This window comes from Kordia algicida OT-1, assembly GCF_000154725.1.
GTDB lineage: Bacteria > Bacteroidota > Bacteroidia > Flavobacteriales > Flavobacteriaceae > Kordia > Kordia algicida.
This window is the reverse complement of sequence record NZ_DS544873.1, coordinates 3052512-3065305: the sequence shown is the minus strand read 5'-3', so window position 1 is coordinate 3065305 and position 12794 is coordinate 3052512. Positions and strand designations below refer to the sequence as shown.

The window sequence follows — 12794 nt, the reverse complement described above, 5'->3', positions numbered from 1 at the left end:
TAAACTCTTAATCAAAAGCATTTTCAATAATTCGAGTTACAGGATTAAATTCTTGTTGCACATATTTAATCACATATTTGCTTTCTGTTTTTATAATTCCGTGTTCTCCATGTGAAACGATTCCTTCACCTTCAATTTGCAATACTTGTGTACTGCCAACCGAATAGCGAACCTTTATGTTTTCCGCTTCTAAAATATGCGTATTGGTGGTTTTTTCTAATGCGTATTTCATGGTTACATGTTTGTATTTGTTAAAAAAAAGCAACAGTAGACGAGGTTCGAACTCGCGACCTCATGCGTGACAGGCATGCGCTCTTCCAACTGAGCTACTACTGTTGCAGTATGGAACGAGTGTTGCGCAAGGTTTGAACTCGCACTTCCTGAGTGGTTGCCAGGTGTTCTTCCAGTTAAACTACCAACACTCGTATGTATTTTTATATGATACTTGAGATTTGAACTCAAAACCCCTTGCGTGTCGGGCAAGTGCTCTTCCAGTTGAGCTACTATCACTGCCGTTTTTTTGTACAAAGATTGAGCGAGACTTGAACTCGCACCTCTAGTTATGAGCCAAGTGTTCTTCCAATTAAACTATCAATCTTTGCGTATCAAAATTTCTTATTATTTTTTAAAGGAGCAACAGACGGGACTCGAATACTGAAACAAGTTCAGCACAGGCTCCGCAACCTTCGTTATGTTGACGATATTCTTCCAATTATCTTGAACTACTGTTGCATCTTTTATATTTTACCAATCTACAACAACGTAGTTTTTTAATAACTTTCCTGTAAATATAGTATTGTTTTTTTCGTTTTCATAAATTGGATGTATGATTCTCGCTGCGCCATCTACGGGATCAAGCGGCGGAATGTATCCTTTTTCAAATTGTTTTTTTCGCAAGGTTTCGCTTGCTCCTGTTGAAACCCAACCCACATCAACCGCATTCATGTAAATATGATCTTCTTCAAAGGTTTTTGCTGAGGTTAAAGTCATCATGTTCAATGCCGCTTTGGTCATGTTGGTATGCGGATGAAACATGGTTTTGTTGTTGTAACTAAATTGCCCTTCAGAAGAAGTCACGTTGATAATATGTTTCTTCGGAAAGCTAGATTTTTTGAGTAACGGCAACAATTCTTTGATGAGAAAGTATGGCGAAATTTGATTGATTAAGTTGACTTCAATCAATTCGTGCATAGAGATTTCATCGAGTGTAGCATTCCAACTATTTTTTTCTCGCTTGTCTACAGGTTGTCCAAAACGATTGAGTTCCAAAAAGCTTTTTTCAACGTGATTGTTCAATAGTTTTACATTTGCCACAGGAGTTTCATTCGCGATTAAATTTTGCACTTCTGAAAAATCATTGAGTAATTTTTGTTCTTTTGCAATCAATGGCGTGTAATATTGATCGGTATATTTTATGGTTTGCGCTGCGTTATTGATAAGAATATCGAGCGTTTCATGTGTGTTTTTGTAATACTGAATGAAGTTTTCAACCGATTTCAGATTTCGTAAATCCAATCCGTAAACGACTAAATTATCTTTCCAGGTTTCATAATCTTTTTCTTGACGAAATAATTCCAAAGCACATGCCGGAAAACGAGTTGTCACGGTTACATTTGCATGAGAACGCAATAATTTTAGCGCAGTTGCATAGCCAATTTTTACACGACCACCAGTTAAAATGATATTGCGATTTGTCAAGTCTATATTTTTAAAACGATTCTCGTAATTAAGTTCTGCACATTTAGGACACAAGCGATTGTAGAACGAATGCGCCAACGAAAAGGAAGTATTGCAGCAATAACAATTCTTCGGAACATTCAATTTTGTAAACGATTGCGAAATTTTTTTGTCGTCTTGATAAATAGTCGTGTTTTGCAATGCGTTTTTAGAAATTTCACTGTTTAAGATTGTTTCTAAATCTTCTTGTTTTTTGCTTGAAAAAGTATCTTTCCGATTTGCCTTTTTTGCTTTTTTAGAAATTTTCGTGATGAGTGTTCCAAACTGTTTATTGTCTGGATTCTCAAACGGATTTTCCTTGAGCGCATGCAATACTTTCAAGCAGGTTTCCCATTCTTGTTGCGAAAAATTATAGGTTTGTTCGTTATTTTCCATGGTCAAAATCTTCAAAAGGTTCTAAAAATCCGATGAGTTCTAAGGTTGCTTTTTTCCAGCGAATTCCGTGTCCGCTTGGAATGCGCGCTTCGTATACAATATCGTGTTTGTAATGTGTAAAAACATTCCACCACGTTTTGTGTTTCAGTATGTATTTTATCAGTTTTTGTACATTTTGTTCTTTTTCTTCCGTTGTTCCTTTTACCGTTCCCCAAAAACTTTCCGTAGAGCGTTGTGCGTGTTTTTCCCAAGCGCGAACCGCTTTTGAAATTTGATCGTTGTGCGGTTTAAAACTGTACTTTAAAAGTTCTTTTCGCAATGGCGGAATTCCATGTTCATCTTGAATGCTCGCGGAAGTCAATCGCTGTCCTGAAAGTATCAAAATATTTTTAAAATCAGTCGCTTCTAAAGCTGTTGCAAAGGCGTTTCGTGTCATCACATTCCATTCAAAATGATACTTTTTTAAGACTTTAAATTGTTCTTTGAAGATGGAAAACGCTTCTTTGATATCAGGAACGATTTCTTCTTCAAAATGTGGTTTTCCTTGTGTTTTTGTGTAATCATTTCGATACAACGCATTGACATTCCGCGCTAATAATGACAAGTGTTCGTTTTGTAAAAACGCACCATATTTTGTTTTCCATTCGTCCGAAAGGAAACTTTTGCAGGAATAAGCGATGTCTAGTAAAGCGTTCACGATTTTTGGTTGTAAAACTCAGTTCTGATGTTCATTAATAATTCGTTGATGGTTTTCAAATTTGGACGTTCTGGCAAATTGGAATTAGCATATAATGTTTCCAATTCTGTTTTTAATTTGGTTGCCCAAGTGACCAATTCGTCATATTCAAATTTTCCGTGTTTGATATCAAGTAAAAACTCACGATCTGGACGTTTGACATGAATGGTATTTTCCGTGGCGATTTCTTTTGCCATATGCAACAAACGAAATGTATGCATCATGTTTTTAGCATCGTAATTTTTTCCGTGTGAAACTGTTGTTTTGTAACGTTCGTCATTTCGTTTTTTTACCCAATTCCAATATTCTTTGTGTTTTTTGCAATAGCTAGAGTAACAGTCTTTGTTGTAAAATAACAATCCGATTGTTGGTTCGCCTTTTGGGATGGAACTCAGCGCCAATTCGTTTGCTTTTTCACTTTTTATGATTCCTTTGTAGGGAATATTTTCGTTGTGATATAGATTGTAACAATCTTTTAAATGCGGAATGTTTGCAATGCCACAATCTTCTTGTTTGATATTTTTATTGACTAAAAATGTTTGCAACGGAATGGAAGTGCCATTATCGTAGATATAACAGAAATCCAAGACAGATTTGCGCTCTTTTTCCATCGGATTGACGATTTTCTTTTCCAAACCACGTGCTTTTTTGATTTGTGTAAACGCGTAGTTTGCAAACGATTTCTCGCATTGTTTGGATAGAAAAGTTGCTAGTTTGATACTGTCGAATAATGGATTTTTTTGTAAGATGCAATCTTCAGAAACATTGAGTAATTCTAGAATATTCGGATTGTTTTTGGCGCATAATTCAATGAATTTCTGCAATTCATAATACACGGTATCGTTTGTTTCGTCATTTATCTGTGCGATATAATCCAATGAATAGTATGTGGATTTTGGCAATACAAAAACTCCGCGAATGTCTGTGTCGGAAGTTGGCGTATCTAATCCGTACGCACGACTTCCGCTGATACATTCGAAAATGATATTTCCAGATTTTTTGAGTTCCTCTAGTGTCATTTTAGTCGTTTTTGTAATTGCTGTGAAATGTTTTTAATTGTGCAATGATTTCTTCTGCGGATGCGCTATAGAAATACTTTTCATAATGGTCAAATTGAGCCTGAAATAGATTCATAAATTTCCCCAAGTTTCTTCCTTTGATTTCAGGAAACAGTTCCATGATGATTCTTCCGTTGTATTTTTGTTTGATCGTATTGATGTATTTTTCTCGTTCTTTTTCAATGCGAATTTGCTCAAAAAGATTTGTTTCTGGAAAATAATCAGCAATCATTTCTAGATAGTGATCTTTTTCTAAAAATTTAGGTTCACGAATAATGTCATTTTCTTTCAAATAAGCAATAAACGCTTGCATTGTCGGTCTTTTTTTTCGTTTGTTGATTGCCTTGTTTTCGTCTAAATACGGTTTTGTGGAAAAGTACTTGCTGGCAATTACCCAATCAAATAATTCTTTTTTGGAAGCAAAACCTGTTTCCCAAACGGAATAATCTAAACCAAGAAACGCAAATATTTTTTTGAAATCGTTAGTAATTAGTATGTCTTTGGAATAGCTTTCTTCGCTCGTTCTTCTAAATACATAATGTAATCCTTTTTCACCATATTTAAGATTGAATCGACGAAAGATTCTTCCAATGATATTTCCGACATCGTTAAAACTTAAAAAGTTATACGTCGCTAAAAAATAGGCTTCTTCTTTCGTAAAATAATCTACTTGCAAATTTTTGTAAACTGTACTAAACACGTTTCCAACCGATTTGTGTTGCTGAATGTTTAAATCGTTCAAAATCTGAGTTTTGATACGTTCCCAATCCGCCACAGCGGAAATATTTACCAACACATCCAAATCGCCAAAATCGGCTTTATCATCATAATACCGCGGAATTCGAAAGTTGTCAGCGCCTATTTTCTGAGAAAGATACGTGCTGATTTCTGTTTCAATTTCTAAATATTTCGCTTTTGGCATGCGCCCTAATTTAAATAGATTTCCGCCCATTTTGTATGTTTTTTTTAACTGTCATCACCAAACCAAATGACTCCTATTTTGTTTTTTGAAACGACAAATAAGCCGTAATCGTACCAATAACTCCAACTAATGTTTGTCCAACCTCCTAAATCTAATTCGTCTGGATATAAAGGTTTGCTAACTAAAGCTTTTTCCCAATATGAATTTATATATATGGTTTCAATATCTTCAAAACTGTTCAGAAATACATCTGCGAGTTGTGCAGCTTCATGCCATTTCATATAATGTTCTCCGTATTTGCATTCCTTTATAATGGAAGAAATTAGTATGTTTTTTGCAGTTTTTTCATCAACAGAATCAAAATCGTCTTTGTTAATTTTTTGATTGTTGATGAGCGGATTTTTGTATAGTTTTTGAATGATTGTTTTAAAATCGTCTTGCTTGTGATTTCGTTCAAAAATATCACAATATACTTCACCAAGTTGCGCATCGTAATTCGTTACAGATTTTGACTCGATTAGTCGTGCTAAATGTTTTACTTCTACTTTCAAATCTAGCACACCAAATTGTTTTCGGAACAAGGTAGTAAAGTCTTCAGGATTTGGTTTTATGTTCTTTAAATCGTTTCGAACTTCATTATTTTCAGCAATAATACCTTTCGCTAAATCGATCAAACGTGTATCAATTGGCTCGTTACTTTTTTCAATGTGTTTACTTTTTAGCAGGATTAATTCATCTAAAAGCAAGCTAGATTCTTTATCTAAAAGCGGATATAATTCCCGAAAATTTACTGGCGGAATTGTCTCTTTTTTATAAATCCAATTGGCGCATAACGCAGTTCGAATCGCGTAGAAATAACTTTTTAAAGTCATTTTTTTAGTGTTCAACGTAGCTTCAAACGTTCGATTCATGTTGTGATAATGAAAGAAACCTGCCACAGGATTGAAATTGTTTTGCGCAACTATTTTTATTTCTTCTAAAAATGTTTCCGAACTTTTGTATACGATAGGAGAGAAGATCCAATCGAGTAACGCAGGATTTGATTTTGAAAGCAATTTGAGTGCTTTTCGAAGATCCCAACCTGAACCATCCAATTCGTCTTCCGTCATAAATTGAATCGTATCTTTTTGTTCCCAAAGATTCAAATACCAATCAGTTTTGTGTTTGTAAACAAAGCGAATATCATAGTCAGAATCGGGAGAGGCAAAGCCCCAAGCTCTGCTTCCTGATTCGACAGCGAATAAGATTTCGATATTTTTATCGCGTTCTATTTCGTTGAGTTTTTCTAAGATTTTTGTTTCCATTGTGTTTTTCTTTGACTTTTCCAGTTGCGTTCAGGAATCGTGCGATTGATGGTTTCATAACCGTGTGGAAAGCAATATGAACATCCCATGTCGTTTCCAATTTGTATTCTAGATATTTGTGTTCCAGAGATTTTTTTTGGGAAATCTATGAATCCATGATCGTTGAGTCCAAAAGTTCTTTTTAAACGTTTGCTCTTTTTCATTGTGTACTATTTTATTGTTAATCAATAAAACAGCGCACCTTTTTTTATTTGCATGACTAAAATTTTTATGTTTTTTACATTTCTGAGTTCAAAGATGAATTGTGGTTGCGCAATTATTTTGCGCAGTGTAATTCTAAGATTTTATTTTATTCGTTTTTGATACACCAATCGAGGATTTTAGCAATGTTTTTTGCATCATCAACACCACGATGATGTGTTCCTTCTAATGGAATTTTTAAGATGTTTAATGCGCCATTCATGCCTACTTTTTTGCGCAAACCTTTTACTTCTGTAAATGTGGTTTTTACGTTGATATGTTCTTGTCCCATTGGATATTCTACGTTTCGGAGTTTGCATTGTCGTTTGAGCATGTTGAGATCGTATTGACCATAACTTGCCCACGTGTATTGTTTCGGATTGTACTCTACACGAAGTTTTGTACACGCTTCGACAAATGAAATTCCTTCTGTATCAATAAGTTCTTGTGTAATGGTTGTGAGTTCTGTACAGAATTCGCTGATTTCAGAACGTTCAGGCTTGATAAGAATTCCTTCGTTTTGTGTAATTTCACTTGTTTCTGTATTTAAAACACAGATTCCGATTTCTATGATTTCATTGACTTGTCCGTTGGGAATTGGTTCATTCCAACAAGTTGCTTCTAAGTCAACGATGATGATATTTTTTGTATGATGCATGTTTTAATTTTTTGATTCAGATTCCACCACATTTTTCTGCGGAATGTGTTTGTCAACAATGTGACGAACCATGTTACACCAAACTCTAGAATTATCTAAAACCCAAGCATCCGAACTGATTGCTATTTGATTGCTTTCTGCGATTAGTTTGTCAGGATTGTTGTGTAGCATAATTTCCCAAAGGAGCTGATGTTGCTCTGCAAATTCACTCAAGATTGTTTTTAATCGTCCGCTATTGGAAACTGGTTTGTCAAATATCCATGTTGCTTTTTTTACCTTGTTTTCTTGTAGAAAGTTTGCAATAAGCTGAATGGCTTCTGGTGTTTGTTTTACTTTTTTGTAGGTTCCGTGTACGCTTGATAAATCGCGATAGCAACCATCTAAACCTTTGAAAAGATATGCGCCCGATAAGGCACTTTCTAACATGATTAGTACATTGAAACCATCTAAAAATACTTCTTTTCCTGCTAATTGATTTGGCTCCAAACAATGTTTCGCTCGTTTTTCGAGTTTGTCTGAAGCTTCACTCATTCCTTGAACGGCGCGTTGTTGTCGGTTGTTGAGTTTATAGCGATTTCCTACTAATGGAACTGACGATTTTTCAGAGAATCCTCTGCTCAATAAATACGAAATATCTTTGATCGCTTCTCGCATTTTTGCCTGCATTTTGGGATCGCCAAATAAACGATCGTCACTTCCTTCTTTTCCTCTGCTTCTTTTGGTCATGAGTTTTTATTATTTCTTGTTTTACTAAGAATGTTTGTGCAAATTTTTTGCCTTTAGGGTTTCAAATTTTAGTAACGTTCATTTTTTCTTGTTCTCGACTCCGCTCGAACTGACAGATATAATGAACTAAAAAATCAAGTCTGTGTATAGGAAATTGCTTTAGCACCATTCACAAGCTAAGCTGCATGCTTGAAGCTACGCTTCGCAATTCCGCTTGCTTGCTCATTATTTCTTAACACAGACGAATAGTTTCGATTAACATTTTGAAAATTATTTATTACAATTATCAGTTTCCACTATCTTTTATTTTTTCACAACTTCTCACAATTGTCTGAGTTACTTTTTTAGGATCGCATGCATATACGCCTGAACTCCACACAGGATTTGCTTCAATGAGAGCCCAACCTTTTTCGGGAATGTAACCGACATCAATGACGACAGCTTCTGGCAAATGAATGGATTCATCCGATAAGAATTCTTCTAGAAAGTTCAGCATTGCATTTTCTTCGTGTTTCTCCATGGAATTTTTTAGCTGAATTTCTCCGTTATAGATGTATGTCGACCATGTTTGAATGGTGTTGTCAATTACAAAACAACGAACTTCAATCGCCCAACTCACGACATCGGAAACGAAGACTTCAATGTTTTGATCGATCGTGCTATAGCCCTGAATTTCTTCCACGGAAGTGTATACGCCCGCAGGGAAAAACTTGAAATCGACAGGTTTTATAAATTTGTTTTGTACGTTTTTGATGTTTTTAAAACGGTCGTATGTAATGTTTCGCAACGTATATTTTAACGGAATATTTGCGAGCCAATCGTCCGCAGGTTTTAGCAATTTTAAATTGCATTGTTCTGCGATGATTGTCGTGAATAAATCTTCACCGTAAACGGCTATGACATCGTTTTTGTAAGCTTCAGGAACATTCCAGCTTCCAAAACGCATTGCTGTAAATTCCGTATCAATTGTTGCTTGATTGATAATCATGGAATCTTCAGAGAAATTGGGCGATAATACAATGATTTTTTGTGTGTTCATGTTGTTTTTTTAACTTATAAACTAATTTCTTTTACCATATCAACATGTTCATTGTTGCATGAAAGGATGTGTTCGTTTGAAGTGAAATTTCCATAGTTTTCAATGGTTTGTAGCCAATTATTTTTGAGTTCTGTTAAGGTGTTTTTCGCTTCTTGCGAGATTTTTTTCCTGAGAATAAAATCAGCAATAGCTGGAACTTGTTTTAGTAATTTTTCTTTCGAATATACTTCTATATTTTTTTCGATGAGCAATTCGTTTTGAGCCAAATAGAACGCAATAATTTTCCAAGCATCAGCATCAGGTGTATTTTTTTGATGGAAAGTTTCAATTTCTGAAAAATCAATGGTTTTTAGCACGTCTAGTTTTAGTTGAAACGGATGAATTCCACGGATAATTGGTCGGATTTGTGATCGTAAATGTGTTCGCGTTAGCATCGTTAAAATTGTTCTAACAGCTTTGTAAATTGCCAACGTTTTGTTGCGTTTGACCGTTTTTGTGACAGGAATTTCAAAAAATTGTTCATGATGTTTGTGCGTGTGATAAAACGCATTATTTAAGGAATCTACCCAAGATTTTGTGTAAATTGTATCTGTTAAAACTCCATCTTTAATCACTACAAAAATTGCATTCCAATCAAGTTGAAACTCCGTTTTTAGCTGTTTTAGCTTTCGTTTTCGTTCTTCTTGTGTTGCAGGCATTTCGGCTTTTGGCAACACAATAATGACATCAATATCTGTGGAACTTTTGGAACCATATTGAAAATATTGATACGGGAAGTTGTCAATTTTTGTGAGACTTGGTTTCATGATGGAACTTTCTTTAGATGTCTGCTTGTTTTAGATTTTTGATGGAACGTTCTATGAGTTTATAAAAACTGTCTGGATCTTTTTTCCTTCGAACAAAATGTTTGAAGGAATTGTAATGTGATTTTCTTATAGGATATTTATCTATGATTTTGGCTAATTGCGGTAAACTTTTTGGTGGATTTCTAGCATTAAGATACAGGATAAACGGATCCATTGGCGGATGATTTGGAACTTCAAAACAAGTGATTTCTGGATGGTGTTGTTGAAAGTAAGATACAAAGTCAAACGTGTGATATTCACCATATAGAAATACTATTTTTCCGTCGTATTCTTTTAATTGTGCTTTCAGTTTTTTTCGCAGTTTGCGTCCCCAAATTTTATTTTTTACATAGATCCAAGGCGAGATTAGAAACAGCACAAATAGGAATGCGATAAAACTTAAAACAGTGAGCAAGCTTTGTCCAAAATTCTTTGATTTTTTCATGATTTCTTTTGGTTTCTCGTCATCATTATAAATAACTGTAAATGTTTTTGTAATGCTTCTGAATTTTCTTCTTTTCGCATCAAATAGTTTTCCAATTCAGGAAAGATTTCAATGATTCCTTCTTTTGTATATACTTCAATTCCCTTTAGTAAAGCAAGCGTCATTCCTAGTTGAAATGCCATCGATTTGTAAATTTCTATCACTGAACCGTGTTTGCCAAAGTCTGTATAGTTTTTGAGTTGAATTTGCGCTAAAAAATCAAGTTGTGTTGCAACATCAGATCGTAGTGCAGTTTTTGATTGTTTGCGTAAATTGGTTCTTGTAAAACTTGCAACTAACGAACGTGCGCAACGTACAATTCGTGATTCAACATCTCTAGAAACCAATTTTTTGATATGATTTTTAAATTCCTGATCGTGCAAATCATAGGTTGTAAATAGCGCGTTGTTGAGTTCGTCAGCACTGCCTTTGAAATTCTCTACAACTACGCCATTTTTTAGAATTGCCAAGTTGCCATTTATAGGTTTTGAGGTTTGAAAATCCATTTGTTCCGTATACAATTTTACGACATCATGATTTCCTCTGATGTGATCTAAACTGTTTACAAAAAAGCAAACATCTAAGTCTTCAGAACTTTTTGAGCCAAATATTTGATAGGAAGGTTTCATGTTGTTAAAAATTTCCATAGAAGACTTGCAAACAAGGCAATTGTAGCTTTTGTCGCCACAGATCGACCACTTGATTTCTATCATCTAATACAAATTCGATGTAATAGTTTTTTTCAATGTTTTCTGTAAATAATTCTTCTTTGATAATTGCATCTTTACGATTATCTTTTGCTTTTCGCATCCACAATGCGTCATATTCGACTTCATATTTATTTAACCAACGTTCTGTTTCTGGCTGATGTTCGCTACTTCTGCCAGATAATAATAGAATTTTAAAACCTAAGTTTTTATAGTTTTTGACTAGATTCATCACGGGAATATTTGGCAAATCTTGTTCGCATTTATTACCTTCAAACGGACTTCTGTTGTTGATTAATGAAAGCGTTCCGTCTAAGTCGCAAATAATTGCTTTTGGTAGTGAAACATCTTGTTCTCTGATTTCGTTTTTCAATCTTTTTTCACCGTGCAATTTTTTATGCATTTTTAGAATGACTTCACGTCCAACAGGATTTTCACGTTTAGAATCTCGCAAGATCGCTTCATCTACATCAATTTCCATGATTTTTTCTTCTACTTTTACTTGATGACCAGTTTCTGCTCTGTAATCTGCGGCAATTTGTTGAATACGTTCTAAGTTTGACTTGTCAAGATTTGTATCATCGACAATGACGTGTTTTCCGTGAATCAACGCTTCTTTGATGAGGAAATCACGTGTTTTTTTGATGAATTTTTCATTTCCTTTAGAAAAGTGTCCGTTGTCTAACATCGCACGCAAACTATCACGATTGATGCGTTTGTACATTCCTGGACTGTCGGCAATGAGTTTTTTGGCGTATGTTGACTTTCCTGAGGCAGGAATTCCTTTGAGTATGATTATTTTTTTCATAATATTTTCCCGAGAAAGCGGGAAGCTTTATTTTAGTTAAATTCGTTGGAAAACGCTTTTTCAAATGTTGGGCGAATGTATTTCCAAATAATTTGATCGTATTTTTTGTTGTTTTTCATTGCAAATAATATGGCTGGATATTGGCAGGTTTTAAAATATGCTGCCGTTTCCTTATCGGATTCCAATTCTTTGTATTCCGCTTTTGCAATGGCTTCTACTTTTGCAAAATTCGTTTGTAATTCTGTTTCTACTTTGCGTACCCAAGTGTAAAATTCGTCAGGAATGTTTTCAATCCATTCTGTTAGTTTTCCTTCTGTTTTTAGGGTTTCCCAAATGGTTAAGGAAGATACTTGTGTCACAATTTTGTGCAATTCAATATAATCTTCAAATTTGATTTTTACTCGGAAACCATTTTCATATTGAATGACAAAACCTTCTTGGTTTTTCCAGTTTAGGTTTTTTAATTCATGCAACGACGAAAAATTGTAACGTGTTGGTATTGGAAATCCAATGTCTTGCAATGGTTCATTTTTACCAGTTTTTGTATCTGTAATTGCTAATAAAACCAACTTTTCTTCCAAACCGTAATCTACAATAATTCTATTTTCTGGATAGATGATTTCAAATATATAGGTTTTGCTTTTGTCTAATTTATTAAAAGTAGCGGTATATTTTGAATGCAATATTTCAGTGGCTTTGATGGCTTGTTTGCTAGTAAATGAACCTCTGGTTGCGATGTATGGAGTTTCGTTTAACCAATATAAAATTCCAAGTGAACCGTCCATTTTTTCAAAAACTTGAAATGGTAGGTTTGGTAATTTATCATATCCAATTTCTTCTATGTTGAAAAATTTCCGGATTGGTTTTGCTACAATATTGTAGTTTTCATCTAGAATTAGTCCTCTACATTGCAACGTTTCTTCGGTCCAATATTGATCGTATTGTGCAGCTTGTGTATAGTTGTATATCCACAAATTTGCTGTTGGATGTTTACAGTTGTGAATGTAACCATTTTGCATTGCTAGCTTTAATTTCTCGATATGTACTACACTTTTTTTCATTTGTTTTTTAATTATAGCACAAATATTTTACGGAATTGCGCATTGATTTTGCGTAGTAGTATTAAAATTCTAAAAAGGTAGTTTGCGTTAGGGA

Annotated in this window: 15 protein-coding genes and 4 tRNA genes; all 19 read right to left on the bottom strand. The window is 34.5% G+C overall.

The window, feature by feature from the left end; all coding sequences use genetic code 11:
- Window positions 1-7: 7 nt before the first annotated feature.
- Window positions 8-232: a hypothetical protein gene (locus KAOT1_RS13050; protein ID WP_007095299.1), complete on the bottom strand. Its 225-nt coding sequence runs from the start codon at window positions 230-232 to the stop codon at window positions 8-10.
- A gap of 31 nt (window positions 233-263) precedes the next feature.
- A tRNA-Asp gene (locus KAOT1_RS13045) sits at window positions 264-336 on the bottom strand.
- 12 nt (window positions 337-348) lie between these two features.
- Window positions 349-424: transfer RNA gene (locus KAOT1_RS13040), tRNA-Gly, on the bottom strand.
- Between the two features lie 13 nt (window positions 425-437).
- Window positions 438-510: transfer RNA gene (locus tag KAOT1_RS13035), tRNA-Val, on the bottom strand.
- Window positions 511-527: 17 nt separating this feature from the next.
- Window positions 528-598: transfer RNA gene (locus KAOT1_RS13030), tRNA-Met, on the bottom strand.
- 146 nt (window positions 599-744) lie between these two features.
- Window positions 745-2112 carry an SDR family oxidoreductase gene (locus tag KAOT1_RS13025; RefSeq protein ID WP_007095297.1) on the bottom strand — a complete coding sequence of 456 codons (1368 nt, stop codon included), beginning with the start codon at window positions 2110-2112 and terminating at the stop codon, window positions 745-747.
- Window positions 2102-2809, bottom strand: a complete 708-nt coding sequence (locus KAOT1_RS13020) for a hypothetical protein (RefSeq protein WP_007095296.1) — start codon at window positions 2807-2809, stop codon at window positions 2102-2104. Before KAOT1_RS13020 ends, KAOT1_RS13025 begins: the two co-directional genes overlap by 11 nt.
- A complete protein-coding gene (locus KAOT1_RS13015; RefSeq protein WP_007095295.1) occupies window positions 2806-3867 on the bottom strand; it encodes a nucleotidyltransferase domain-containing protein in 1062 nt (353 codons plus the stop codon). The genes KAOT1_RS13020 and KAOT1_RS13015 overlap by 4 nt, the downstream gene beginning before the upstream one ends.
- 1 nt (window position 3868) lies before the next feature.
- Window positions 3869-4858, bottom strand: a complete 990-nt coding sequence (locus tag KAOT1_RS13010; RefSeq protein WP_007095294.1) for a hypothetical protein — start codon at window positions 4856-4858, stop codon at window positions 3869-3871.
- Between the two features lie 14 nt (window positions 4859-4872).
- Complete coding sequence (locus tag KAOT1_RS22375; RefSeq protein ID WP_007095293.1) at window positions 4873-6132, bottom strand: nucleotidyltransferase domain-containing protein; 1260 nt, start codon at window positions 6130-6132, stop codon at window positions 4873-4875.
- On the bottom strand, window positions 6114-6335 hold the full coding sequence (locus KAOT1_RS13000) for a hypothetical protein (RefSeq protein ID WP_007095292.1): 222 nt from the start codon (window positions 6333-6335) through the stop codon (window positions 6114-6116). The genes KAOT1_RS22375 and KAOT1_RS13000 overlap by 19 nt, the downstream gene beginning before the upstream one ends.
- 146 nt (window positions 6336-6481) lie before the next feature.
- The gene (locus tag KAOT1_RS12995) at window positions 6482-7030 is read right to left on the bottom strand and encodes a 3'-5' exonuclease (RefSeq protein WP_007095291.1); all 549 of its coding nucleotides are present in this window, start codon (window positions 7028-7030) and stop codon (window positions 6482-6484) included.
- Between the two features lie 3 nt (window positions 7031-7033).
- Window positions 7034-7756, bottom strand: a complete 723-nt coding sequence (locus tag KAOT1_RS12990; protein ID WP_007095290.1) for a DUF434 domain-containing protein — start codon at window positions 7754-7756, stop codon at window positions 7034-7036.
- Between the two features lie 286 nt (window positions 7757-8042).
- Window positions 8043-8795, bottom strand: a complete 753-nt coding sequence (locus KAOT1_RS12985) for an ATP-grasp domain-containing protein (protein WP_007095289.1) — start codon at window positions 8793-8795, stop codon at window positions 8043-8045.
- Between the two features lie 14 nt (window positions 8796-8809).
- Window positions 8810-9601, bottom strand: a complete 792-nt coding sequence (locus KAOT1_RS12980; RefSeq protein ID WP_007095288.1) for a hypothetical protein — start codon at window positions 9599-9601, stop codon at window positions 8810-8812.
- Between the two features lie 13 nt (window positions 9602-9614).
- Window positions 9615-10085 carry a LapA family protein gene (locus tag KAOT1_RS12975; protein WP_007095287.1) on the bottom strand — a complete coding sequence of 157 codons (471 nt, stop codon included), beginning with the start codon at window positions 10083-10085 and terminating at the stop codon, window positions 9615-9617.
- Window positions 10082-10753 carry a hypothetical protein gene (locus KAOT1_RS12970; protein WP_157560128.1) on the bottom strand — a complete coding sequence of 224 codons (672 nt, stop codon included), beginning with the start codon at window positions 10751-10753 and terminating at the stop codon, window positions 10082-10084. The genes KAOT1_RS12975 and KAOT1_RS12970 overlap by 4 nt, the downstream gene beginning before the upstream one ends.
- 4 nt (window positions 10754-10757) lie before the next feature.
- Window positions 10758-11639: a phosphatase domain-containing protein gene (locus KAOT1_RS12965; protein WP_007095285.1), complete on the bottom strand. Its 882-nt coding sequence runs from the start codon at window positions 11637-11639 to the stop codon at window positions 10758-10760.
- 32 nt (window positions 11640-11671) lie between these two features.
- Window positions 11672-12700 (bottom strand): RNA ligase, encoded by a 1029-nt coding sequence (locus KAOT1_RS12960; protein ID WP_007095284.1) that lies wholly within the window; start codon window positions 12698-12700, stop codon window positions 11672-11674.
- Between the last annotated feature and the right edge of the window lie 94 nt (window positions 12701-12794).

Coding starts and splice junctions, on each gene's coding strand:
- KAOT1_RS13050 (WP_007095299.1), bottom strand. CDS start 232: ATGAAATACGCATTAGAAAAAACCACCAATACGCATATTTTAGAAGCG.
- KAOT1_RS13025 (WP_007095297.1), bottom strand. CDS start 2,112: ATGGAAAATAACGAACAAACCTATAATTTTTCGCAACAAGAATGGGAA.
- KAOT1_RS13015 (WP_007095295.1), bottom strand. CDS start 3,867: ATGACACTAGAGGAACTCAAAAAATCTGGAAATATCATTTTCGAATGT.
- KAOT1_RS13010 (WP_007095294.1), bottom strand. CDS start 4,858: ATGGGCGGAAATCTATTTAAATTAGGGCGCATGCCAAAAGCGAAATAT.
- KAOT1_RS22375 (WP_007095293.1), bottom strand. CDS start 6,132: ATGGAAACAAAAATCTTAGAAAAACTCAACGAAATAGAACGCGATAAA.
- KAOT1_RS13000 (WP_007095292.1), bottom strand. CDS start 6,335: ATGAAAAAGAGCAAACGTTTAAAAAGAACTTTTGGACTCAACGATCAT.
- KAOT1_RS12995 (WP_007095291.1), bottom strand. CDS start 7,030: ATGCATCATACAAAAAATATCATCATCGTTGACTTAGAAGCAACTTGT.
- KAOT1_RS12990 (WP_007095290.1), bottom strand. CDS start 7,756: ATGACCAAAAGAAGCAGAGGAAAAGAAGGAAGTGACGATCGTTTATTT.
- KAOT1_RS12985 (WP_007095289.1), bottom strand. CDS start 8,795: ATGAACACACAAAAAATCATTGTATTATCGCCCAATTTCTCTGAAGAT.
- KAOT1_RS12980 (WP_007095288.1), bottom strand. CDS start 9,601: ATGAAACCAAGTCTCACAAAAATTGACAACTTCCCGTATCAATATTTT.
- KAOT1_RS12975 (WP_007095287.1), bottom strand. CDS start 10,085: ATGAAAAAATCAAAGAATTTTGGACAAAGCTTGCTCACTGTTTTAAGT.
- KAOT1_RS12970 (WP_157560128.1), bottom strand. CDS start 10,753: ATGAAACCTTCCTATCAAATATTTGGCTCAAAAAGTTCTGAAGACTTA.
- KAOT1_RS12965 (WP_007095285.1), bottom strand. CDS start 11,639: ATGAAAAAAATAATCATACTCAAAGGAATTCCTGCCTCAGGAAAGTCA.
- KAOT1_RS12960 (WP_007095284.1), bottom strand. CDS start 12,700: ATGAAAAAAAGTGTAGTACATATCGAGAAATTAAAGCTAGCAATGCAA.